The 24,292-nt window shown below is 60.4% G+C and carries 18 protein-coding genes and 1 pseudogene; 11 read left to right on the top strand and 8 right to left on the bottom strand.

Annotated features, from left to right (window positions below; genetic code table 11):
- The first annotated feature begins 211 nt into the window (after positions 1-211).
- Positions 212-2,422: an aldehyde oxidoreductase molybdenum-binding subunit PaoC gene (gene paoC, locus PspR84_RS12595; protein ID WP_160057499.1), complete on the top strand. Its 2,211-nt coding sequence runs from the start codon at positions 212-214 to the stop codon at positions 2,420-2,422.
- 12 nt (positions 2,423-2,434) lie between these two features.
- Here the strand turns inward: paoC and PspR84_RS12590 are convergent, their stop codons facing one another.
- Positions 2,435-3,145 carry a carboxymuconolactone decarboxylase family protein gene (locus PspR84_RS12590; RefSeq protein ID WP_238785262.1) on the bottom strand — a complete coding sequence of 237 codons (711 nt, stop codon included), beginning with the start codon at positions 3,143-3,145 and terminating at the stop codon, positions 2,435-2,437.
- 297 nt (positions 3,146-3,442) lie between these two features.
- On the opposite strand from PspR84_RS12590, the gene PspR84_RS12585 reads away from it, so the two are divergent.
- Positions 3,443-4,390: an NAD(P)-dependent alcohol dehydrogenase gene (locus PspR84_RS12585; RefSeq protein WP_160057497.1), complete on the top strand. Its 948-nt coding sequence runs from the start codon at positions 3,443-3,445 to the stop codon at positions 4,388-4,390.
- On the top strand, positions 4,390-5,094 hold the full coding sequence (locus tag PspR84_RS12580; protein WP_160057496.1) for a YafY family protein: 705 nt from the start codon (positions 4,390-4,392) through the stop codon (positions 5,092-5,094). Before PspR84_RS12585 ends, PspR84_RS12580 begins: the two co-directional genes overlap by 1 nt.
- A gap of 33 nt (positions 5,095-5,127) precedes the next feature.
- Here PspR84_RS12580 and PspR84_RS12575 read toward each other — a convergent pair whose 3' ends face one another.
- A complete protein-coding gene (locus PspR84_RS12575) occupies positions 5,128-5,712 on the bottom strand; it encodes a TetR/AcrR family transcriptional regulator (RefSeq protein WP_160057495.1) in 585 nt (194 codons plus the stop codon).
- Between the two features lie 212 nt (positions 5,713-5,924).
- Between PspR84_RS12575 and PspR84_RS12570 the strand changes: the two genes are divergently transcribed.
- Complete coding sequence (locus PspR84_RS12570) at positions 5,925-6,602, top strand: type 1 glutamine amidotransferase domain-containing protein (RefSeq protein ID WP_160057494.1); 678 nt, start codon at positions 5,925-5,927, stop codon at positions 6,600-6,602.
- A gap of 102 nt (positions 6,603-6,704) precedes the next feature.
- Complete coding sequence (locus PspR84_RS12565; protein WP_160057493.1) at positions 6,705-7,829, top strand: alkene reductase; 1,125 nt, start codon at positions 6,705-6,707, stop codon at positions 7,827-7,829.
- A 68-nt stretch (positions 7,830-7,897) separates the two neighbouring features.
- Here the strand turns inward: PspR84_RS12565 and PspR84_RS29625 are convergent.
- Positions 7,898-8,023 (bottom strand): annotated as a pseudogene (locus PspR84_RS29625) (metal ABC transporter ATP-binding protein); the annotation flags it as partial.
- 95 nt (positions 8,024-8,118) lie between these two features.
- On the opposite strand from PspR84_RS29625, the gene PspR84_RS12560 reads away from it, so the two are divergent.
- Both PspR84_RS12560 and PspR84_RS12555 read left to right on the top strand, forming a co-directional pair.
- Positions 8,119-9,657, top strand: a complete 1,539-nt coding sequence (locus tag PspR84_RS12560; RefSeq protein ID WP_160057492.1) for a cryptochrome/photolyase family protein — start codon at positions 8,119-8,121, stop codon at positions 9,655-9,657.
- 128 nt (positions 9,658-9,785) lie between these two features.
- Positions 9,786-12,248 (top strand): hybrid sensor histidine kinase/response regulator, encoded by a 2,463-nt coding sequence (locus PspR84_RS12555; protein WP_160057491.1) that lies wholly within the window; start codon positions 9,786-9,788, stop codon positions 12,246-12,248.
- On the opposite strand, the gene PspR84_RS12550 is transcribed toward PspR84_RS12555, so the two are convergent.
- Positions 12,210-13,757 carry a sensor domain-containing diguanylate cyclase gene (locus PspR84_RS12550; protein WP_160057490.1) on the bottom strand — a complete coding sequence of 516 codons (1,548 nt, stop codon included), beginning with the start codon at positions 13,755-13,757 and terminating at the stop codon, positions 12,210-12,212. The genes PspR84_RS12555 and PspR84_RS12550 overlap by 39 nt on opposite strands.
- Before the next feature lie 265 nt (positions 13,758-14,022).
- On the opposite strand from PspR84_RS12550, the gene PspR84_RS12545 reads away from it, so the two are divergent.
- Both PspR84_RS12545 and PspR84_RS12540 read left to right on the top strand, forming a co-directional pair.
- Positions 14,023-15,279 carry an MFS transporter gene (locus tag PspR84_RS12545; protein WP_160057489.1) on the top strand — a complete coding sequence of 419 codons (1,257 nt, stop codon included), beginning with the start codon at positions 14,023-14,025 and terminating at the stop codon, positions 15,277-15,279.
- A 180-nt stretch (positions 15,280-15,459) separates the two neighbouring features.
- Positions 15,460-16,482, top strand: a complete 1,023-nt coding sequence (locus PspR84_RS12540; RefSeq protein WP_160057488.1) for an alpha/beta hydrolase — start codon at positions 15,460-15,462, stop codon at positions 16,480-16,482.
- A gap of 85 nt (positions 16,483-16,567) precedes the next feature.
- Here the strand turns inward: PspR84_RS12540 and ycaC are convergent, their stop codons facing one another.
- Positions 16,568-17,200 (bottom strand): isochorismate family cysteine hydrolase YcaC, encoded by a 633-nt coding sequence (gene ycaC / locus PspR84_RS12535; RefSeq protein ID WP_064390431.1) that lies wholly within the window; start codon positions 17,198-17,200, stop codon positions 16,568-16,570.
- A 211-nt stretch (positions 17,201-17,411) separates the two neighbouring features.
- Between ycaC and PspR84_RS12530 the strand changes: the two genes are divergently transcribed.
- Both PspR84_RS12530 and PspR84_RS12525 read left to right on the top strand, forming a co-directional pair.
- Positions 17,412-19,001 (top strand): sensor domain-containing diguanylate cyclase, encoded by a 1,590-nt coding sequence (locus PspR84_RS12530; RefSeq protein WP_160057487.1) that lies wholly within the window; start codon positions 17,412-17,414, stop codon positions 18,999-19,001.
- Positions 19,002-19,133: 132 nt separating this feature from the next.
- The gene (locus tag PspR84_RS12525; RefSeq protein WP_160057486.1) at positions 19,134-19,883 is read left to right on the top strand and encodes a helix-turn-helix transcriptional regulator; all 750 of its coding nucleotides are present in this window, start codon (positions 19,134-19,136) and stop codon (positions 19,881-19,883) included.
- A gap of 314 nt (positions 19,884-20,197) precedes the next feature.
- Here the strand turns inward: PspR84_RS12525 and PspR84_RS12520 are convergent, their stop codons facing one another.
- From PspR84_RS12520 to macA, 3 genes are all read right to left on the bottom strand, one after another.
- Complete coding sequence (locus PspR84_RS12520) at positions 20,198-20,563, bottom strand: DUF6124 family protein (protein ID WP_095118446.1); 366 nt, start codon at positions 20,561-20,563, stop codon at positions 20,198-20,200.
- Between the two features lie 594 nt (positions 20,564-21,157).
- The gene (locus PspR84_RS12515; protein WP_160057485.1) at positions 21,158-23,116 is read right to left on the bottom strand and encodes a MacB family efflux pump subunit; all 1,959 of its coding nucleotides are present in this window, start codon (positions 23,114-23,116) and stop codon (positions 21,158-21,160) included.
- Positions 23,117-23,118: 2 nt separating this feature from the next.
- Positions 23,119-24,267, bottom strand: a complete 1,149-nt coding sequence (gene macA / locus PspR84_RS12510) for a macrolide transporter subunit MacA (protein WP_160057484.1) — start codon at positions 24,265-24,267, stop codon at positions 23,119-23,121.
- Positions 24,268-24,292: the final 25 nt, after the last annotated feature.

Raw genomic sequence — 24,292 nt, 5'->3', positions numbered from 1 at the left:
CGCGGATGGTATACCAGAGATCATGTAATTGAAACTTATTCTTATTTGTCATGTTGGTCAGGATTCGTGAGCCGGACTCATGACTCCATCCTGGCAAGGCGCATTATCAGATGCGTTTCAATGGCCTAGGCTCGTAGGCGATATGGCCTGCAAACGCTGGCGCTGAGGCGCCCGGCGTTGTCCGCCAGCCCGCCTGAAGAGGAAATCAGTGATGAAATTCGACACACCGGCCGGCACTAATCCGATCGATCAATTGAACGTCATCGGCAAGCCCGCCGACCGCATCGATGGCAAGTTGAAAACCACCGGGACCGCGCCCTACGCGTATGAACAACATGCCGCAGTGCCCAACTCCGCCTATGGCTATGTGGTCGGCGCCGGGATCGGCAAGGGACGAATTGCCTCGATCGACTCGACGCAGGCGAGCAACAGTTCCGGGGTGATCGCGATAGTCACCTACGAGAATGCCGGGCCTTTGGCCAAGGGCGAGTTCTATGTCGCGCGCGCCTTGGCCGGCCCGCAGGTGGACCACTATCACCAGGCTGTCGCGATCGTCGTCGCGCAGACATTTGAAGAGGCCCGCAGCGCCGCCCACCTGCTGGAAATCACCTATGTGGCCGAACCCGGCGCGTTCGATCTGGCGGCCGCCAAGGATTCGGCCACACCGCCCCCACCCGCCGGTTTCGGCCCACCGCCGCAGACGCAGACCGGAGATTTCGAAGGTGCCTTCAGCGCCGCGCCGGTCCAGATCGACCAGCACTACAGCACGCCGGATCATGCGCACGCGATGATGGAACCCCACGCCACCATCGCCCAGTGGAACGGCAATTCGCTGACGTTGTGGACGTCGATACAGCAGATCAACTGGGGCGTGCGCGATCTGGCCAGGACACTCGGTATACGCAAAGAAGATATTCGTTTGATATCGCCCTACATCGGCGGCGGTTTCGGCGGCAAAGGTACGATCTTGTGTGACGCGGTGCTGGCGTCGCTGGCGGCACGCCACGCCGGGCGCCCGGTGAAAGTCGCGCTGCCACGTCCGCTGATGTTCAACAATTTGACCCATCGCCCCGCGACGCTTCAACGCATTCGCATCGGTGCCAGCCGCGAGGGTTTGATCACTGCCATCGGCCATGAGAGTTGGTCAGGCAACCTGCCCGGGGGCCGGGCCGAAGCCGCGACGGCCTCGACGCGTTTGCTCTACGCTGGCGCCAACCGCATGACCCGCTTGAATCTTGCCGTGCTGGACATGGCCGAAGGCTCGGCCATGCGCGCGCCGGGGGAAGCACCGGGGATGATGGCGCTGGAAATTGCCATGGATGAACTGGCGGAAAAACTCAGCATCGACCCACTGCAGTTGCGCCTGCTCAACGACACCCAGGTCGACCCCGAACAGCCATCACGACCGTTCTCGACACGGCAACTCGTCGAGTGCTTACAAACCGGCGCCGAGCACTTCGGCTGGCACCAGCGCAACGCAAGCGCCGGCCAACGTCTGGAGAATGGCTGGCTGATCGGCATCGGTCTGGCGTCTGCCATACGTGGCGCGCCAACCACCGCCTCGGCGGCCCGTGTGCGCCTTGACCGGCACGGCACAATCACCGTCGAAACCGACATGACTGATATCGGCACCGGCAGCTACACGATCATTGCGCAGACCGCCGCCGAGATGATGGGTGTGGAACTGGACCGGGTCGAAGTGCGCCTTGGCGACTCGCGCTTTCCGGAGTCGTCGGGATCGGGCGGGCAATGGGGTGCAGCGTCGTCTACCGCCGGGGTCTATGCCGCTTGCGTCAAGTTGCGCGAAGCCGCTGCCCGCGCCGTCGGACTTGATCCGCAAACGGCCGAATTTGCCCACGGCGAGGTGCACGATGGCACGCGGCATTTTCCTTTGGCTCACGCGGCGGCCGCAGGCGATCTCGTTGGCGAAGACCGCATGGAATTCGGCGATCTGGCCCAGCGCTTTGCCCAGCAGACCTTTGGCGCACATTTCGCCGAAGTCGAGGTCAACGCGGCGACCGGCGAGATTCGCCTGCGTCGCCAATTGGCGGTCTGCGCAGCAGGGCGGATTCTCAATCCGAAGACCGCGCGCAGCCAAATCATCGGCGGCATGACCATGGGCGCCGGGGCCGCACTGATGGAAGAACTGCAGGTCGACAAGCGCCTTGGTTTTTTCGTCAACCATGACCTCGCCGGTTACGAAGTGCCGGTGCACGCCGACATTCCCCATCAGCAGGTGATTTTTCTCGATGAGGTCGACCCCTACGCCACGCCGCTCAAGGCCAAAGGTGTCGGCGAGTTGGGCATCAGTGGCGCCGCAGCGGCCATTGCCAATGCGATTTACAACGCCACCGGCGTGCGCGTGCGCGATTATCCGATCACGCTGGACAAACTTATCGCGCACTTGCCGGAGCAGATTTGACGCCCTGTTCAGTCAGCCCGGCGCGCGCTGGCTGAACACTTCCTTGAACACCGGCACGGCGGAAAACGCATTCGGCCATCCGGCATAGAACGCCAGTTGGGTAATCATTTCCGCCGCTTCGGTCTGGCTCAAACCGTTGTCCATCGCCCGACCCAGGTGATAGCCGACCTGGCCGGTCTGCCCGTTGGCCACCAACGAACTGACCGTGATCAGGCTGCGATCGCGAGGCGCCAGACCTGGCCGCAACCACAGATCGCGGAACAGCGCTTTGGTGGTGAACTCGACCAGCCCCGGCGCCACTGATCCCACCGCCGCATTCACGCGCTCCACGCGGTCAGCTTCGCGAGCCTGGTCCAGCGGCAGCAATGACGGCGCAACCGGTGCCAGTTTCTCAGCATCGATGTTGCGGGCGATGAACACCTCGGCGGCGATGGGCAGAGCCGCTGATGCATTGCCCCAACCGGAATAAAACGCCAGGTGATTGAGCGTTTCGGACAGCTCAAGCGGCGTGACACCGTTGTCCAGCGCAAGGTTGAATTGCGCGGCCATCTCGGCGGTTTGCCCGCGTGCGATCAACACCGCAACCGTCACCAGACTGCGGTCACGCGGTGACAAGCCCGGGCGTTTCCATACTTCGCCAAACAACATGGCGTCGGTGTTATGAGCCAGTGCCGGGGACACGGCAGCCGCGGCATCGGAGGTCATTGCAAGTGAACGTTTCATGGAGGTCGAACCTTTTTCAGTTGAAGCACAGGCTGTCAGCAACAGTGCGATGGCTGTCAACAGAAGTCGGCTGAAGTGGGTCACGCTACGAACCGGGTGTGCTGGCATCGCAAAGCTCCTGCTGGCGGGATAATCAGCCGCTACGTTAAACCGACGAGGATCCCGCGACTATCTGCGCTCAGCGTCATGAAGTCATGAACACCGTTCATCAATCTGCATAAAGCGAATGGTGCCAAAAACTGGCACTGCCCCGTTATAGAGTCGGTGTCATGTCCACTCTCGGAAGGCGAACCCAACATGTCAGCAGGCTATAAACGTATTCAGTACTCGTGCTACGGCGGCCCGGACGTGATGCGCGTCGAAGCATTCCCGCTGCCGGCCCCCGGCAAGGATGAAGTGCTCGTGCAGGTCAGATTTGCAGCGATCAACCCCATTGACTGGAAGTTGCGTCAGGGCCGGATGAAGCTGATCACCGGCAGAACATTTCCGCGCGCGATGGGGATGGATTTCTCTGGCGTGGTTCTTGCGGTTGGCGCGAGCGTCAGCCGCTTCCAGGTCGGCGACGCGGTTTTCGGGCTATCCCGCTTCAAAGAAAGTGGCGCATTGGGTGAAGCCGTCGTGACCAGAGAGGACTTTCTGGCGAGCAAGCCGGATACTCTTTCCTTCGCCGATGCGGCGTGCCTTGGCACACCGGGCATTACCGCGTGGAACGGGCTGATCGACAAGGCCAGACTGCAAGCCGGTCAGCAGGTTTTCATCAATGGTTGCGCCGGGGCTGTCGGCGAAGCGGCGGTGCAGATCGCCCTGATGTCGGGGGCCACGGTATCGGGCAGTTGCAGCGCGTCGGACGCTGCCCGGGCACAGGCGCTGGGGGTATCGACCGTCTACGACTACCGGTTAACGGACCTGAAGAGGCTGCCGACGCGCTTCGATGTGGTGTATGACACGGCCGCGTCGATGACGGTCTCGACCGGTATCGGATTGCTGCGTCCGGGCGGCTGTTTGCTTGATCTCAATCCGGGTCCGGGTAAATTCCTGCGTGGCCTGATTGATCGGCGACTGAAACTGGTCATTGGCACACCGCGACACGAAATCCTCGAAACACTGGCCAGCGCCGCCAGTGAGGCACGCTTGAAGATTCGGCTAGGAGAAGTGGTGCCGCTGGACGGCGCCATACAATTGATCCGCGAGCTCGAACAGGGCCGCAAACTCGGCGGCAAAGGCGTCGTCGCCATGGAGCGTTAATGGCCAGAAGTCATCGTCTGTTTGAGCTGATGCAAGCGCTGCGGCGTCATCGTCGCACGGTGTCCGGCAAAGCCTTGGCGGCTGAATTGGGCGTGTCGTTGCGCACGATTCGCCGCGACATCGTCACGCTGCAAGGCATGGGGGCCGAGATCGACGGCGAGCCGGGTCTTGGGTATGTGCTCAAGCCCGGTTTTGTCCTGCCGCCGTTATCGTTCAGCGCCGAGGAAATACAGGCTTTGGTCATCGGCGCGCAATGGGTCAGCCGGCAGACCGACAGCCAACTCGCGAATGCCGTCAACAATGCCCTGGCGAAAATCAGTGCCGTGCTGCCCGCGCAGATGCGGCCGATTTTCGAAGACGAAACCTTTTACGTGGCCAAGCCGCACAAGCCCGGCACAACCATCGACCTCAGCGAGATTCGTCGGGCGCTGCGCGAGCAGAACAAGCTGCGCATCGCACTAGCGCTCGAACATGCGGATGCCGCCGAACACATCATCTGGCCGATCATGTTGGGCTTTATCGAAGGCAAGCGCTGCATTGCGGCGTGGTGCGAAAGCGACAGCCGGTTTCGCGTGATCGATATGGCTGACCTTGCGACGGTGCAGGTGCTTGTCGAACACTACGCGCCTGACCGCCGGCGCTTGATCAAACAATGGCGCGCCGAGGATGTGCGGCCCTGCAACAGTCAGGGCGAGGCGTGTTGAGTCATGTAACCTGGGCCACAACGGCCCCACCGCTCATACCGCCAGCAGTTGTCGGGTCATCGCCATCGAGGTCTGCAACGACTGCCCGGTGCGCTGCAATTTGTTCAGCAAACTGGCGCCCAACCACAGCTGATACAAGGTTTCCGCCAGATGCCGGGCATCGCCCTGGGGCAGGCTGTTTTCGGCTTGACCCTGTTCTATACACAAGGAAATGCGCGCCACCACTTGCTCGGCACCATCGCGCAAGGTCAGGCGCATCGACTCCGACAAATCGGCGACTTCGGCGCTGAGCTTCACCACCAGACATTCGTCACCGTGGCCTTCGAGGGTGCAGCGGTTCTGCCAGCCCTGCCAGTAATCCATCAACCGCTCATAGGCGCTCAGCCCTGGCAGCGTCAGGCGCCGCTCCATGTCAGCGAGGTAGCCGACGAAGTAATCCGCAAGCAACGCCTGGCCGTACAGTTCTTTGGATTTGAAGTAGTGATAGAACGAACCCTTGGGCACACCGGCGGTTTGCAGGATTTCGTTGAGGCCGACACTGGTAAAGCCTTTCTCGGCCATCATCCGGTGGCCGGTGTCGAGCAAATGTTGGCGGGTGTCGTCGTAGGTCGGTTTCATGGGGCGCAAATTACCAGGCAATAGACCAGTCGTATTTTCGGAGGAACGGAAGTTTGCCATACCTGTCGATGAAAAACCGCAGGATAAAAAATTACTAGACGACCGGTCTAATTGGAATCTATGCTGCGCCCCGACAAACGTTTTCTGACCGGTGTGGCCGATGGGCGAATCCTTCGCTCAATCGAAGACACCTGATCGACTCAAGGTGCTCTATGAAAATCCTGATGGTTTTGACTTCCCACGATCAACTCGGCAACACCGGCAAGAAAACCGGCTTCTGGCTGGAAGAGTTCGCCGCGCCCTACTACGCCTTCAAGGACGCCGGTGCCGACGTCACCCTGGTCTCGCCGGCCGGTGGCCAACCGCCGCTGGACCCGAAAAGCGATGAGCCCGATGCGCAGACTGCCGAGACTGATCGCTTCCGCAAAGACTCCGCCGCGCAACAGGCACTGGCCAATACCGGCCTCCTGGCTGACGTCAGCGCTGATGATTTCGATGCGGTGTTCTACCCGGGCGGCCACGGCCCACTGTGGGACCTGGCCGAAGACAAGCAGTCGATCGCGTTGATCGAAGCGTTTGACCGCGCCAACAAACCCCACGGTTTTGTCTGCCATGCGCCGGGTGTGTTGCGTCACGCCCTCACCGCTGACGGCAAACCGCTGGTTCAGCATCGCCAGGTCACCGGTTTCACCAACTCCGAAGAAGAGGCCGTCGGGCTGACGGACGTGGTGCCGTTCCTGATCGAAGACGAGTTTCAGCGTCTCGGCGGTTATTACTCGAAAGTGGCTGACTGGCAGGTTCATGTGGTTGCCGATGGGCAACTGGTCACTGGCCAGAATCCGGCCAGCTCCGCCGCTGTTGCTAAAAAGCTTTTGGAAATGCTCGGCTAAAACCCTACAACCTCATCGAACGCCGGGGGCGTATCACCCGGCGTTATTTTTTCGCCCACCAATTAGTCGACTGGTCTAATAAACCCAAAGACAAGGTAATCCATGAATAGCAGCCCGTTCTTCACCCCGGCCAGACTCGGCCATCACACCCTGAAAAACCGCATCGTCCTGCCGCCACTCACCCGCCAGCGCAGCACCCAACCGGGCAACATTGCCAATGATCTGATGGCCGAGTATTACCAACAGCGCGCCGGCGCCGGTTTGCTGGTCACCGAGGGCACGCAGATCGAGCCTCGTGGCCAGGGTTACGCGTGGACGCCGGGCATCCATACCGCAGAGCAAATCGCCGGATGGCGCAAAGTCACCGAAGCCGTACATGCCGTGGACGGGGTGATTTTCGCCCAGCTGTGGCACGTCGGCCGCGTCTCCCACACCGCGCTGCAACCCGATGGCGCAGCGCCGGTTTCGGCCTCCGCCGTGGCTACAGATCGGGTCAGCGTGTTTATCGAAACCGCCCCCGGCGCCGGTGAACTGGTGCCACCGTCGGCACCGCGTGCACTGAGCACCGACGAAGTGCAGGAACTGGTTCAGCTGTACATCCAGGCCGCACGCAACGCCATGGACGCGGGTTTCGATGGCATCGAATTGCACTGCGCCAACGGTTATCTGGTCAACCAGTTCATCTCGGCTCACAGCAACTTGCGCGACGATCAATACGGCGGTTCGCTGCACAATCGCCTGCGCTTTTTGAAGGAAGTCGTCGCCGGCGTCGCCGAGTGCATCGGCAAGGAAAAAGTCGGCGTGCGTTTCGCCCCGCTGTTCACCACCACCGATGAAGCGCGCACTTACCTGGGCATGGTCGAGGAAGATCCGCACGCCACTTACATCGAAGCGATCAAAATCCTGCAAGACGTCGGCATTGCTTATCTGTCCATCGCCGAAGCCGATTGGGACAACGCCCCGGCGATGCCACAAACGTTCCGCCAGGCGGTGCGCGACACCTTCAGCGGCGCGATCATTTATGCCGGGCGTTACACCGCCGAATCCGGCGCGCAACTGCTCGATTCGGGGCTGGCAGACTTGGTCGCTTTTGGCCGCCCGTTCATGGCCAACCCCGATCTGCCTGCGCGGATTGCCAATGACTGGCCGTTGCATGCTCTCAACCCGGCGACGGTGTATGGCGGCAACGCCGAAGGCTATACCGACTACCCCGTTTATCCCGGCTAAGCCTTTCCACGCGGCGTCAAGCGCTCCCGCAACAGCGGGAACGCTCATCCGAGTCGGAGTGCAAGCCCTTGTGGGAGCGAGCCTGCTCGCGAAAGCGGCGTGTCAGTCAGCCAACATGTTGAATTTGACGAAGCCTTCGCGAGCAGGCTCGCTCCCACAGGGGAGATCTGAATATCACGCAATTCACCGCACAAAAACCTATACACAGACTACAATCTGTACAACTATCTGGACTTGATGCTTAAACGTCCACTCGGCAGCCTGCTGCTCACTACGCTGAATCCGCTAAATGAACAAAACCCATCGGCTGTGCCTCGTTCTGGGTGACCAGCTCTCTTTTGATCTGGCTTCATTGGCAGGTCTGGATCGCGAACAGGATCGTGTGCTGCTGGTCGAGGTTATGGAAGAAGCCAGCCATGTTGCCCATCATCCGCAGAAGATCGCCTTGCTCTTCAGCGCCATGCGTCATTTCGCTCAGGCACTGAAAGACCAAGGCTTTCAGGTGCATTACGTGACCCTCGACGACCCGCACAACAGCGGCTCGGTGCCCGGCGAATTAAAGCGCTGGCAGGTGCTGCTGCAGGCCGACGAATTGCACATGACCGAATGCGGCGACTGGCGTCTGGAGCAATCACTGAAGGATTGTGGCTTGCCGATCCACTGGCATGCCGACAACCGTTTCCTGTGCAGCCGCGACGAATTTCGCGCGTGGGCCGCTGGCAAAAAGCAGCTGCGCATGGAGTTCTTCTATCGTGAGATGCGCCGCAAGAGTCGCCTGCTGCTCAACGGCGACGGCACCCCGGTCGGTGGCGCCTGGAACTTTGATGCCGACAATCGCAAAACCTTGCCCAAAACGGTAAAGGCGCCCTACCCGGCGGGTTTTACCAACGATGCAATCACCCTCGAAGTTCTCGCACTGGTCAAGGATCGCTTCGCCAGTCACTACGGCAGCCTGGATGATTTCAACTATCCGGTGACCCATGCCGATGCCCAGGCACTCTGGGCCTGGTTTCTCGATTACGGCCTGGCCGGATTCGGCGACTATCAGGACGCCATGGCCAGCGACGAACCGTTTCTGTTCCATGCCCGCATCAGCGCTGCGCTGAACATTGGCTTGCTCGATCTGCGTCAACTCTGCAGTGACGTGGAGTCTGCCTATTGGTCAGGCAACATTGCCCTGAATGCCGCCGAAGGCTTCATCCGCCAACTGATCGGCTGGCGCGAATACGTTCGGGGCGTCTACTGGCTGCACATGCCGGAATACGCCGAGGGCAATGCCTTTGGTAACACGCGGCGCTTGCCAGAGTTTTACTGGACCGGCGACACAAAGATGAACTGCATGCGCCAGGCCATCGGCCAAAGCCTCAAACACGCCTACGCCCATCACATTCAGCGCCTGATGGTGACTGGCAATTTCGCCCTGCTCGCCGGCATCGCACCGAGCCAGATTTGTGAATGGTATCTGGCGATTTATATGGACGCTTTCGACTGGGTCGAACTGCCCAACACCCTCGGCATGGTCATGCACGCCGACGGCGGTTACCTCGGCTCCAAGCCTTATTGCGCCAGCGGCCAATACATCAACCGGATGTCCGACTACTGTCGCGGCTGTGCTTACTCGGTGCGCGAAACCACCACTGACAACGCCTGCCCGTTCAATGCCTTGTACTGGCATTTCCTGATGCGCCACGGCGACCTTCTGCGCAGCAATCAGCGCATGGGCATGATGTACAAAAACCTCGATCGCATGCCGCTGGAAAAACAGCAGGCTTTGTGGCAACGCGGGCAGAGTCTGCTCGACAGAATGGATCGCGGCGAATCGCTATGAAAACGCGTGTGCCTTTGGCCCGTGTGCAACTTAAACATGGGGCCCCGGGTCAATGGCTGACAAAGCTTGTGAGGCCGATGGTTTGAAACACGCCAATTGAACGCAAGCCAACCATCAACGCATGAAGGGTGAACATCCTGAAACAGCTTACTCGCGAGGAGCTTGAGTCTGAGGTCACGCGCCTGCGTCTGGCCGTCAAGGCGACCTGCGACGCCGTCTGGGACTGGGATCTGAAAACCAATCAGGTCATCTGGAACGACTCGCTGCAACAGGCGTATGGCTACGCGTCAGCAGCCATCGAGCCGACGTGTGACTGGCGATTTGCGCAGATTCACACGCAGGATCGCGCGCGCGTGACAACCTCGATTCGCTCGGCGATTGACGGCTCCGGGACGACCTGGAGCGCTGAGTACCGCTTCCTCTGCCAAGATGGTTCATACGCCGAAGTGCTGGATCGCGGCCATCTGATCCGCAATGCCGATGGCCAGGCCGAACGCATGATCGGCGCGATGCTCGACCTGACCCGCTCACGCAGCGCCGAAACCGCACTGCGCCAGAGTGAAGAGCGCTTCAGCACCATTCTGGAAACCATCGAGGCGGCGTTCGCCATCGTCAAAGTCAAATTCGACGCCGACGACCACCCCATCGACTATTACTTCGTCGAGGCCAACCCGGCATTCGAACGTCAGGCCGGGGTCAATCTGCGCGGCAAGTGGGTTACCGAGTTTGCGCCCAACCTGGAAAAATTCTGGTTCGAGACCTACGGCCATGTGGCCAAGACCGGCGAGCCGGCCAACTTCGAGAACTACGCCAATACCTTCGAACGTTGGTTCGATGTACGCGCCGTCCGCGTCGGCGACCCGGCCGATCGGCAGATTGCGATCTTCTTCAGCGATGTCACCGAGCGCCGCGACGCGCAAGAACGCTTGCGCATCAGCGAGGCCGTCGCCCGGGAAAACGTCGAACGTGTCCAGCTGGCCCTGGCCGCCGGCGCCATTATCGGCACCTGGCACTGGCACTTGCCCAGCGATCGTTTCAGCGTCGATGAGGCCTTCGCGCGGGTTTTCGACCTCGATCCGGCCTGGGGTCTCGACGGTTTGAGCCTGGAACAAGTGGTAATGACCGTGCACCCGGACGACAGGGAAGGACTCACCACCGCGATCAACGAAGTCATTGCCCGTGGCGGTGCCTATTCGCACCAATACCGAGTGCGAGGCGCGGATGGCCAATACACCTGGATTGAAGCGAACGGCCGCGTCGAGTGCGCCGAAGACGGCACGCCTTTGCGCTTTCCCGGCGTGCTCATCGATGTCGAAGACCGGCGCAACGTCGAAGCCGAGCGCGACCGGGTCACCGCCGCGTTAAAAGCCCTCAACGACACACTGGAACAACGGGTCTCGGCGCGCACAGCGGACCTGATGCAGGCCGAAGAAAAGTTGCGGCAATCGCAGAAAATGGAAGCGGTCGGGCAACTCACCGGCGGTCTGGCCCATGACTTCAACAACCTGCTGGCGGGCATCTGCGCATCCCTTGAGCTGATGGACAAACGCATAGCCCAGGGTCGTTCGAACGACATCGACAAATACATGCAGATCGCCCAGGACGCCGCCAAACGCGCCACTGCCCTCACCCACCGTCTGCTGGCCTTCTCTCGACGTCAGACCCTCGATCCACGTCCGACTGAAGTCAACGCGCTGATTGCCGGCATGAGCGAACTGATCCAGCGCACCGTCGGCCCGAGTATTCGCCTGAAGACGGTCGCCGCCGCCGATCTGTGGCCGGCGCTGGTCGATGCCAGCCAACTGGAAAACGCCCTGCTCAACCTGTGCATCAACGCCCGCGATGCGATGCCCGATGGTGGCAGCATCATCGTCGAGACCGCCAATCGAACCCTGGATGCTGAATCAGCACGCTTACGGGAAATGCCCGAAGGACAATACCTGTGCCTGTCGGTCGCCGACACCGGTACCGGTATGAGTGCGGAAGTGATCGCCAAGGCCTTCGACCCGTTTTTCACCACCAAACCGCTGGGCCAGGGCACCGGGCTCGGGCTGTCGATGATCTACGGTTTCACCAAGCAATCCGGCGGGCAGGTGCGGGTGCAATCGACTGTGGGTCAAGGCACCACCATGTGCGTTTACCTGCCGCGCTACCTCGGCGAAGCGCAGCGCAATCACGATGACGCGCAAAGCTCGGCGACGCCTCATGCCAAGGCCGGTGAGACCATCCTGATTGTCGACGACGAACCCACCGTCCGCATGCTGCTCAAGGACGTGCTGAGCGACCTCGGCTACGACTTGCTCGAAGCGGGCGACAGCGTTGAAGGATTGGAAGTGCTGCGTTCCAGCGCGCACATCGATCTGCTCATTACCGATGTCGGTTTGCCCGGCGGCATGAACGGCCGGCAGATGGCCGATGCGGGCAGGCAAATCAGGCCGAAGTTGAAGACCTTGTTCATTACCGGGTACGCGGAAAACTCGGTGATCGGTAACGGTCAACTCGGCCCGGGCATGCAGGTGCTGACCAAACCGTTTGCCGTCGACACGTTGGTGTCACGCGTCAGTGGCCTGCTGTCCATCGAAGTCGAGTAAGGCTTGCGCGCGAGACGCCATGAAGCGGTTGCGCCCGGCCAACTTCGCTTGGTACAGCGCCTGATCGGCTGACTCGATCAAACCGTGCACCGGGTCCAGGTGCGACCCGCGCGCGGCGGCGATGCCAATGCTCAGGCTCACGCGGGCCACCGGGCTTGTCGGGTGGTCAATGTTGGCTTTCTGCAAGCGCTCGATAATCAACTGCGCTACCACGGCGGCACCGTCGATGTCGGTGGCGGGCATGATCACCGCGAACTCTTCACCGCCGTAGCGCGCGACCAGGTCTGACGGTCGCCGCACGCATTCATCCAGCACCCTGGCGACAGCTTGCAGACAAGCGTCGCCGGCAACGTGCCCGAGCGCATCATTGAACAGTTTGAAATAGTCGATATCGATCATCAGCAAGGCCAGCGATGAGCCGTCGCGCTGTGCCCGCCGCGCCTCTGTGGCCAGGGTCTGGTCGAAGCAGCGCCGATTCGCCAGACCGGTCAGCGCATCCTTCATGGCCAGCAGTTCCAGTTGTCGGTTCGAGCCGAGCAACTGCTGCTGAGCAATGCGCAGTTCGCCTTCAACCTGGGTCCGGCGCCGGATATCGAGGATCAAGCACCAGCCGATCAGGCCGGTCAGTCCCAACAGCCCCGCCACCACCACCGCCGACAACAGCGCCTCGGTTCGCCAGGCCGTGAGCGCTTCACGCTTGCCGATGGCGACCGTGGTGATCAGCGGCAATTTTTCACTTTTGCGGAAGGCGTAGAGGCGTTCGACGCCATCCAGGCTGGAGGTATACGACGCGGTGCCGACCGATTGATCGACCAGGTACTTGGCGTAGATCGGCGACTTGGAAAAGTTGCGGCCCATGTCCTGTTCGCGGAACGGATAGCGCACCAGCAACGTGCCGTCGGTATACGACAAACCGATGGCACCTTCCTGCCCGACGTCGAGTTTGCCGAACAGGCGCAGGAAGTTTTCCACGCCCAAGGTCACGGCCACGACCCCGGCAAACTCGCCGCGATCATCATTGAAACGGCGGCTGACGGTGATCACCCACTCCTGATTGGAGCGGCTACGGATGGGTGGCCCAATAAAGGGTTCGCGGCTCGGGTCGTCGCGATGATGAATGAAGTAGGCCCGATCACTGCTGTTGGCCCCCGCCGGAATCGGTCGGTTCGACGACATCAGCCAATGGCCCTGACGGTCATAGATGGTGATCCCGCTCATTTGTGGCATCAACGGCTGTTGGCGGTTGATCAACGCACCCAAGCGCTGGATCTGCGCGGGGCCACTGCCTTCGGTTTCCAGGCGCTCGACCAGCCCGAGCAACAGCAGCGAACTTTGCCGGACAATGCCCTCGGAATAGGTCTCGAGTGCCTGGGTCAGGTTCAACCCGTGCACGTTGACTTCCTCCAGCGCGCGATCGCGCGAGGACAGCACTTTCCAGATGGTCAGCGACGCCAGGGAGCAGCCGATGACCAGCAGCAAGAGGATGACGAGGTGGGTATCACGCTTCACGAAAGTACCTAATGGAAAGTCCGGTTTCCCGTTCCGGCCGTTACTGATTCAAGGCAATAACAGCGGTCGTATGTCCTCGACCGGCGCAAGGATACAAGTAGCGCGTCGAACGTGCAGCAACCGTATGACGGAACGTCGTTTTCAGCCCCTTGGCGTTGTTTCGCAACGACACGGCAGCGGCCTGCAACTTATATTCACGGGCGCAGGTCATTAGGCTTGCTGAGGTGGAATCCATCCGCAAACCTCAAACATTGAAGACACCGCCGTGGCCGCTGACCTCGATCGCCGCAACAACCTGTCCCTGGACAGCCTGAACTTTTTCCTCGCCGACGTGCGCGACGGCCTCGGCCCCTATCTGGCCATCTATCTGTTGGCGGTGCATCACTGGGAGCCGGCCAGCATTGGTCTGGTGATGACCATCGCCGGGGTCGCCGCGCTGATCACCCAGACACCCGCCGGCGCCTGGGTCGACAACAGCCGACGCAAACGTGCGTTGATTGCGATCGCCGCGCTGCTGGTGACCGGCAGTTGCCTGCTGCTGCCGTTCGTGACGTCGTTCACTTGGGTGGCTTTGACGCAAACCCTGAGTGCAATGGCCGCCTCGATATTCGCCCCGGCCATCTGCGCGATTACCCTGGGCATGACCGGACCACGGGCGTTCACCCGGCGAACCGGGCGCAATGAAACCTTCAATCATGCCGGCAATGCCTGCGCCGCCCTCCTCGCCGGTGTATTCGCTTATCTGTTCGGCCCGGTGGCAGTGTTCTACCTGATGGCGGCCATGGCCCTGGCCAGTGTCATCGCCATCGCCTGCGTGTCGCCAGAAGCGATCGACCATGATCAGGCCCGCGGGCTGGACCCGGCCGACGCTGGGCATCGCCAACCCTCCGGGTTATCCGTGCTGCTGGGTAACCGGTCGCTGCTGCTGTTCGCCATTTGCTGTGCGCTGTTCCACCTCGCCAATGCGGCGATGTTGCCGCTGGTGAGCCAAAAACTTGCGCAAGCCAATCTGCAGATGGCCACCCCGCTGACCTCGGCCTGCATCGTCGCGGCGCAACTGGTGATGGTGCCGGCGGCATTACTGGTCGGGGCAAAAGCCGATCTGTGGGGACGCAAACCGCTGCTGCTGGCCGGTTTTCTGATCCTGCCGTTGCGCGGTGTGCTCTACACGCTGTCGGACGATGCTTATTGGCTGGTCGCGGTGCAGCTGCTCGACGGCGTCGGCGCCGGTCTGTTCGGCGCCTTGTTTCCGATCATGGTCAAAGACCTCACCCAGGGCACCGGCCACTTCAACGTCAGCCTCGGCGCACTGACCACGGTGTTCGGGCTGGGCGCAGCACTGAGCAACGGACTTGCCGGGTTCGTTGTGCAGGAGGCCGGTTACAGCGCGGCATTTCTGACCCTGGCCGGTATTGCGGCGGTGGCGGTTGTGCTGCTTGGGATTGGGGTTCCGGAAACCCTGCGCAGTGGCCGTCAGGCTGAAACCGGAGTGGCCGACGCCAGCGCTGAATCCTCAGCGTAATCCATATCCCGTGCCTGCCCTCTGATCGCCGCCATATCGTGTCTGCGCGGCGTTGAAAATCCAGACTCAGTGGATCAGGCAAGCAATCCAGAGGAATGCACTACGGCGCTGAGGCGCTGATCGAGAGAATGTTCGTGCACAGGCTCAGACGAATAAACCCTCAATCGCAAGGACATTCCAGTGAAAGGTTTTTGCTTGGCCTTCGGGCTGCTCTTCAGTACTTTTTCAGCCATGGGAGCCGATATGTCGAACGGCGCAGACAACTTCTACACCAGCGATAAAGTGACCGTGGAAAAGGTCACCTTCAAGAACCAGTACGGGATGAAGGTCGCAGGCAATCTGTTCAGCCTGAAGAACCTTGACCCGCAGTCAAAAAATGCCGCGATCATCGTCGGCCACCCGATGGGCGCAGTGAAAGAGCAAAGCGCCAATCTCTACGCGACCAAAATGGCGGAACAGGGTTTCGTCACGCTGTCGTTCGACTTGTCCTACTGGGGCGAAAGCGAGGGCCTGCCACGCCAGTCGGTTGCACCGGACATTTATGCCGAAGACTTCAGCGCGGCGGTGGACTTTCTCGGCACTCGCCCGCTGGTCGATCGCGAGCGTATCGGCGTTATCGGTATTTGCGGCAGCGGCAGCTTCGCCATCAGTGCCGCCAAGATCGACCCACGTTTGAAGGCGATTGCCACCGTGAGCATGTACGACATGGGCGCCGCCAACCGTAACGGCCTCAAGCATTCGCTCACGCCAGCGCAACGCCAATCCATCATTGAACAGGCGGCGCAGCAGCGTAACGCGCAGTCCTGGGGCGGCCCGGTGCGCTACACCGGCGGCACACCGCTGAAACTCACCGGCAACGCGGTGGGTGACGAGTTCTACGATTTCTACCGCACCCCGCGTGGCCAGGTCACCCCGGCCGGCGCTTCGCCGCAGACCACCACCATGCCCACACTGATCAGCAATGTGAAGTTCATGAACTTCTACCCGTTCAATGACATCGAGAGCATCTCCCCGCGCCCGCTGCTGTTCATTGCCGGCGCTCAGGCGCACTCCCGCGAGTTCAGTGAAGACGCTTACCAGCGCGCGGCCGAGCCCAAAGAGCTGCTGATCATTCCGGGGGCCGGCCATGTCGACTTGTACGACCGGGTCAACCTGATTCCCTTCGCCAAATTGACCACGTTCTTCAGCCATAACCTGAAGTAACGCCATCGCAACGCTGCCAGCGCTTTCAAGCGCAGACACGACAAAAGCCTGCTTTCAAGGCAGGCTTTTGTTCGGTCGCGTCAGCTTACTTCTGCTGGGCGGTCAGCGCCGAGTAGCTGTTCATCAGGTTGCGGTAGTTCGGGATCCGCTGCGACAGCAGATTGCCCAGCCCTTCGATGTCGTTGCGCCAGTCGCGGTGCAGCTCACAGGCCACCGAGAACCAGTTCATCATCTGTGCGCCGGCCTGAGTCATGCGGCTCCATGCGGCTTGTTGCACGGTGGTGTTGAAGGTACCGGAAGCGTCGGTCACCACAAACACATCAAACCCTTCTGCCAGCGCCGACAAGGTCGGGAACGCTACGCAGACATCCGTTACTACACCGGCAATGATGATCTGCTTGCGGCCGGTGGCTTTGATCGCTTTGACGAAGTCTTCGTTGTCCCACGCGTTGATCTGGCCTGGACGAGCGATGTACGGCGCGTCCGGGAACATCTCTTTCAACTCTGGCACCAGCGGGCCGTTCGGGCCTTGTTCGAAACTAGTGGTGAGGATGGTCGGCAGTTCGAAGAACCTGGCCAGATCAGCCAGGGCCAGCACGTTGTTCTTGAATTCGTTTGGCGAGAAGTCCTGCACCAGGGAAATCAGGCCGGTCTGGTGATCAACCAGCAGCACGATGGCGTCGTCTTTGTTCAGGCGGTTGTAGGTTGGAGTGGTCATGGTGTGCGTCCCTTTTGAGTTTTTGAAGTTGTTGTTGCGTTCAAGTTGGGTACAGATTACTGACGCACAGGGACGGGATAAATCGGCTGAAAAGCGTTTCACCGTCAACTCGAACAGGACAATCAGGCAATAAAACACGCTCCGCGCCGAACTTTCTGGCGATCCTTGTCATACTGTTGCGATGCATTACGTATGAAAAAAGGAGATGTTCATGCTCGGACGCCGTCCGCCAGAGCCGAACACCGTAGACCCAAGCAGAGCCGCCTCTGCCCGCAACGCCGTGCGCGCCGGCTCGACATTCCGCCTGACGGTCAGCTTTATGCTGGTGGTGGTATTGGCCTTTTTGACGGTCGAGAGCTGGCGCACCTGGCGCGACTATCGCGCTGCATTCGCCTCGGCGCGCGATTCGGTGACCAACCTGGCCCGCGCCACCGCGCAGCACGCCGAAGACACCATTCGGCAAATGGATGTGCTGACCGCCGCCCTGAGTGAGCGGATCGAAGGCGATGGCCTGCAGAATCTCGACGTGCCGCGTATTCATAAACTGCTGGTGCAGCAATCGAAAATCATGCCGCAGCTGCATGGCTTGTTTATCTACGGGGCGGATGGGCAGTGGCTCGTCACCGACAAGGAAGTCACGCCCGAGACCGCTAACAACGCCGATCGCGATTACTTTCAATACCACCGCAGCCATGATGATCGGCAGGTGCGCATCGGTGATGTGGTGGAAAGCCGATCGACCCATGACCTGATCATTCCCGTCTCCCGTCGTCTGAACAATCCCGACGGCTCGTTCGCCGGGGTGCTGCTGGGCACGGTCAAGGTCAGCTACTTTGTCGACTATTACGGCGACTTCAGAATCGATGACAAAGGCGCACTGGTGCTGGCCAGACGCGACGGCACCATCCTCGTGCGCCGGCCGTTCATCGCCTCGGTGATCGGCAAAAGCCTGGCCAACAGCGAGATCTTCAAGGTCTACCTGCCCAACGCCAACGCCGGTATTGCGCAAGTCCGCGCGGTGGTCGACGACACTGAGCGGTTGTATGGCTATCGCGCGCTCACCACCTATCCGCTGGTGGTCGAGGCCGGGCTTTCACGGGACTCGATCATCGAACCGTGGCAGCAGGATTTGCTGAAAAACGGCTTCGTGCTGGTGTTTCTGATTTTGGTGCTCAGCGGTTTCGGCCTGGTGGTGCTGCACCAGTTGCGCCAGCGCATGGCCATGGAGCGGGAAATTCGCTACGCGCACCAGACCATGCGTGACATGGCGCTGACTGACAGCCTGACCGGACTGGGCAACCGCCGACGTCTGGACAATGCGCTGGCGGACGAAATCCGTCTAGCGCGGCGACAAGGTTCGGCGCTGTCATTGATCATGCTCGATGTCGACCACTTCAAACGCTACAACGATCAGTATGGCCATGCGGCGGGTGATGATTGCCTGAGCGCTGTCGGGCAGGCGATCCAGCAAGCAGTCAAACGACCGAGCGACCTGGCGGTGCGCTACGGCGGCGAAGAGTTCACCGTGCTGCTGCCCAACACCGACAATGCCGGCGCCATTCAGGTTACCGAAGACATACTGCAGGCCATCCGTGCACTGAAACTGGAGCACGCCGGGCATCCTTTGGGTTATGTCACCGCCAGCGCCGGGATTACCACTTGGCATCCAGTCGATGACACGGTAACCCCGGCGACCCTGTTGAAAGCAGCCGATACCTGCCTGTATCAAGCCAAGCAGCAAGGCCGCAACCGCTGGTGCTCACAGGGCAAGCAACCCGACGTCGCGGTTATGAGCAAATAACACCTTCATTAAACCGTCGCTCAAACGTTGTACTAGGATAGGATCCAAGTCTGCGGTATTTCGTCGACCAAGGAGATCGTCGACAGTGCGGCAGATGTTTATGAATTAACGTCTCTCAGGGATGACACGCAAATGAATTCACACTTGTTCCCCCACATCGGCAAGGTTATTGCCAGCACCGGCAGCCGGCACTTTCCGCGCATGCTGCATGACCTGATCCTGACGCAACTGGCGGTCGACGCCACGCACATCCGGCAGATGCGTGTCGAACCGGTCGGCCGCACGTCGAGTCGCAGTGAGCCGGAGCCGCTGAAAGAGCCGGCCCTGATCGCCGAAACGGTGTTTTCCGAGCACAGCGCAGCGCCCGCCCATCATTTGCAGAACCCGCCAGCCGCGACCAGCGCAGAAGCCTCGCAACTGCACCTGACCCGACGCAAGGACGGCTACCGCTACGTGATTTCGGTGTACCGCAACGGCGAATCGCAGCGCTTTTCCGCGCAGGAGCGCAGCCTGTTGCAGGACATTTCCCCGGTGCTGCTGCCGATGGTGGAAAAACACATCAACGCCCTGCAACCGGCCAACCCTGACTCACAAAGCCCACCCGAGGCCGTCGAAGGCAACGGCCTGGAAACCTTGCGCCTGCGCTTTGACGAGCGCCTTGAGCAACTGGGGCTGAGCCTGTCGAACCGCGAAACCGAAGTGTGTGTCGGCCTGCTCGCCGGCCGCACGGCGCCGGAACTGGCGGAACAATTGGCGTTGAAGGTCAACACCGTGGAGAGTTATCTGAAACGGGCGGCGATCAAGTTGGGTATCAGCGGACGGCATTCGTTGATGCGCTGGATGTATTCGCCGTTGGAGGCGTTGGCGTCGAGTGCGGCTTGATACGCAGGGATTGAGAGGGTTTCGGTTTTTTGGGTGTGTCAGTGAGATTCCCCCCTCACCCCAGCCCTCTCCCCCCAAGGGGGCGAGGGGGAAAGGGAGCCGATCTTTGCACTGTTCAAAACCTGAGTTCGGCTCGGTATCCCACGTCGGTGTACCTCGAAAGAACACCTCGGTCAGTCCCCTCCCCCCTGGGAGAGGGTTAGGGTGAGGGCAATCCAGCGACGTGCTCCAATGCCTGATTCACCGCCAATTCCCCCAACATCACCACTTGCACGATGCGAGGGAGCAGGCTCCCTCACGCGGCTGTTTCGCAATTAGTTGGGCAAGCGCTGGTTGTCGAGGACGCGACTCACCACCAATTCACTCAACATGATCACCTGTTGCAGGATCAGCATTTTTTTGCGGTGAGGACTGTCGACCAAGTCGGCAAGGTCGCGGGCCATGTCACTGGCCGATGACAACGATTCGTAGGCTTCAACGAGCAGGGTTTCGTCGTCGATGGTGGGGTCGATCAGGTAGATCTTGCCGGTTTTGCGAGTAGGTTTTGAGGTTTTGAGCGCGGAAGGATTGAGGTAGAAATTGATCGCCCGTTCTGTGGCCTCTTTGATGTTTTGAGGTTCCAGTGCGGCGTCGTAGGGGATTGGATCGGTATCTGGTGGGTTGGGTGTGGCTTTGAACATAGATAAAGTCTCGTATCGAAATTAACCGGAGCCATCACTTTCGCTACCAAACGAAGGTGGCGGCCATGCGCGGGTTGGTAGACCGGTCGATACGGAAACCCGGCGCTCATGAATGAGCCCCACGCATGTCCACCATATAAAACGCAGCCGCAAAAAAGAGACTGCATAAGGGGGCGCCATACGGCGGTACCGAAGCGGGCTACCAAACCCGATCACTGATTTGCAGTGACAGGCAAACGATATATCCCGACCCATAGCCGCGTAAGCCGGCGGATTCTGGCGTACGCGTAGGTAACGACGCAAGGTGTTGTAGGCGGTATGACGTAACGGGTCGTGTAATTTAAACGCACTCACGGTATCGTGTTTATTGATGGAAATTCTGGATGGCGGTGGTTCGAGTTTTTGCGGTGTGTCAGTTGGATCTACCCCCTCACCCCAGCCCTCTCCCCCAAGGGGGGCGAGGGGGAAAGGGAGCCGATTTTTGTGCTGTTCAAAACCTGAGTTCGACTCGGTATCCCACGTCGGTGTATCTCCAGCAAACACCGCGTTCAGTCCCCTCTCCCTCTGGGAGAGGGCTAGGGTGAGGGTCAGCTCTTAATCCCGTGCCAACGCCTCAATCGGATCAAGCCGCGAGGCATTCCGCGCCGGCACAAACCCGAACACAATCCCGATCAACGTCGAGCACACCACCGCCGTTAGCACCGACGCCAACGAAAACACCATCTCCCATTCCTTGATAAACACCGAAAACAGATGCCCGATCGCATACGACAGGGAAATTCCGATCGCCCCGCCCAACAAACAGACCATCACCGCCTCCACCAAAAACTGCTGACGAATGTCCGACTGCCGCGCGCCCACCGCCATGCGAATGCCAATCTCGCGGGTACGTTCGGTCACCGACACCAGCATGATGTTCATCACGCCGATACCGCCCACCACCAACGAAATCACCGCAATCAGCGACAGCAACAGCGCCAGCGAGCGGCTGGTTTTCTGCACGGTCTGCAGGACGCTGTCGAGGTTGTTGGTGAAGAAATCCTTGGTGCCGTGACGTTGCAGCAGCAGTTGGGTGACGTGCTCCTCCACCACTTTGCTCGGCTGGCCGTCCTTCATGCGCACGCTGATGCTGTCCAGATAACGCTGACCCAACACCCGCCCGGCCGCCGTTTCGTAAGGCACCCAGACGTTGAGGGTTTTACCCGAGGCAAACAGGCCTTTATCTTCGGCGGCCACGCCGATCACCGTGCACGGCAGGTTGCCGATCAAAATCACCTGACCCAACGGATCGACATCCTGCCCGAACAGACGCTGCCGGGTGTTGTGATCGATGACCACCACCTGCGCCTGGCGCCGTGCATCGTTTTCGCTGAACGGGATACCCGCTGCCATCTTGATCCCGCGCACCTTGAAGTACTGATCGCTGACGCCGTTGACCTGCGCATCCAGGTCGATATTGCGATAGCGCAGCAACAGGCTGCGGCCGATCATCGGCGTGGCGCTGTCGACGTAGTACAGCTGATTCAGCGCGGTGACATCGGCCGGTGTCAGGGTTTCGATGGCCGCTGCACGTTTGTCGCCGTAACTGCTGCCGGGATAGACATCGATGGTGTTGCTGCCAATCGCGGCGATGTCCTTGAGCACGTAGTTCTTGGCGCCCTCGCCCACCGCTGAAATTGACACCACCGAGGTGATGCCAATGACGATGCCAAGCATGGTCAGCAAGGTGCGCATGCGATGGGAAATCAACGCCACCCACGCCATGGCGAACGCCTCTTTGAACAAACCGAGACTGGCAACAAGACGTCGAGAGGCGGTGGCTTTCGGCGTCACCGGTTCGTCGCTGAGCAGCTGCGTGGTGTCGCGTTCGTTGGCGCGGTCGCTGAGGATTTCGCCGTCGCTGACTTCGATGATGCGCTCAGCGTTGGCCGCGACTTTCGGGTCGTGGGTCACCAGAATCACCGTGTGCCCTGTCGCGTGCAGCTCCAGCAGGATGCGCATCACCTCTTTGCCGCTGGCCGTGTCGAGAGCGCCGGTCGGTTCGTCGGCGAGGATTACTTCGCCGCCATTCATCAAGGCCCGGGCGATACTCACCCGTTGCTGCTGACCGCCGGAAAGCTGGCTCGGCCGATGCGTCAGGTGCCCTTCCAGACCCAATCGCGCCAACAGCTCACGGGCGCGGGCATGGCGCTGAAGCTGCGGTGTGCCGGCGTAAATCGCCGGCATCTCGACGTTGTGCATCGCGCTCAAATGCGGCAGCAAGTGATAACGCTGGAAGATGAAGCCGAAGTAGTCACGGCGCAGCTCGGCCAGGGCCTGATTGTCCAGATCGCGGGTTTCCTGGCCGTTGATCCTGTAGCTGCCGGCGGTGGCGTAATCGAGGCAACCGAGGATGTTCATCAGCGTCGATTTGCCGGAACCGGAGGCACCAATGATCGCGACCATTTCCCCGGCATTGATCGTCAGATTGATGTTGTTCAGCGCGAGAAACTCGCGGTCGCCGGCGGTGAAGCTGCGGGTGATGCCGGTCAGCTGTAGCAGCGGCTCAGTCATGCTCAGGCCCCCGCCACATTCGTCAGCGGATCACCGATGACCACGCGATCACCTTCCGCCAAGCCATCATTGATCTGCACTTTGACGTTGTTGTTGATCCCGGTCTGCACATTGCGCGACTGCGCGTGGCCCTTGGCGTCCAGCACCCGTACCGAAAAACTGCCATCGGCATTGCGCGGACCGAGCGCCGCCACCGGCACGGTCAGCACCGACTTGGCGGTGTCGAGGATAATGCGCACCTGCGCGGTCATCGAGATGCGCAGGCGATGATCGGGATTGGGCACCTCGAACAAGGCGTTGTAGAACACCGCGCTGCTTTGCTTAGGCGTGCCGGCGGGCGGTGTTTCAAGAAAGTTCTGCGGCGCCGGGTCGGTGCCGCGCAGCTTCGCGTAGTAGCGTTTGTCCTCGCCAAGAATGGTGAAATACACCTCTTGCCCCGGCGCAATGTGGATCACATCGGCCTCGGACACCTGCGCTTTCACCGTCATGGTGTCCAGATCCGCCAGTTTCAGCAGGACCGGCGCCAGTTGGCTGGCGATCACCGTTTGCCCTTCCTGTGTTACCACGCCGACCACATCGCCATCGATCGGCGCAACAATCCGCGTGTAGGCCAGATTGACCTTTGCCGTGTCGATCTGGATGTGCGCGCTTTTGATCTGCGCGTCCAGTGACATCAGATTGGCCTGCTGCACCTGATAGTTCGACTCGGCGGTTTCGAAATCCTGACGGGAGATCGAGGCGTCGTCCTGCAAGTTCTTGTAGCGCTCGTAAATCGCTTTGGTCTGCCTCAGTTGAGCCTGCGTGGCGCGTTTTTGCGCCTGCAGGTTCTCCTCATCGACCTGGGCCTGACGCAGGGTGTTCTGCAACACCAGCGGATCGATTTCCGCCAGCCACTGGCCCTTCTTCACCTTGTCGCCAACCTTGACCTTGAGCGACTTCAATTGCCCGGACACTTGCGCGCCGACGTCCACTTGTTTGATGCCTTCAAGCAACCCGGTGGCCAGCACCGCGTTTTCAATATCACTGCGTTCAACGGGCGCCGTCAGATATTGCGGCGCCTCGGCCGGTGCCTGCACCGCATAGAACGCCAATCCCGCGACCGCCACCAACGCCAGACCCATACCGACTTTGCGCAACTTCGACTTTTCCATAAATGACCACAAGTCCGTTCAGGGG

It is taken from the genome of Pseudomonas sp. R84 (genome assembly GCF_009834515.1).
In the GTDB taxonomy this organism is placed as follows: domain Bacteria; phylum Pseudomonadota; class Gammaproteobacteria; order Pseudomonadales; family Pseudomonadaceae; genus Aquipseudomonas.
The sequence above is the reverse complement of the archived record's forward strand: the minus strand, read 5'-3'. Positions and strand labels throughout refer to the sequence as shown.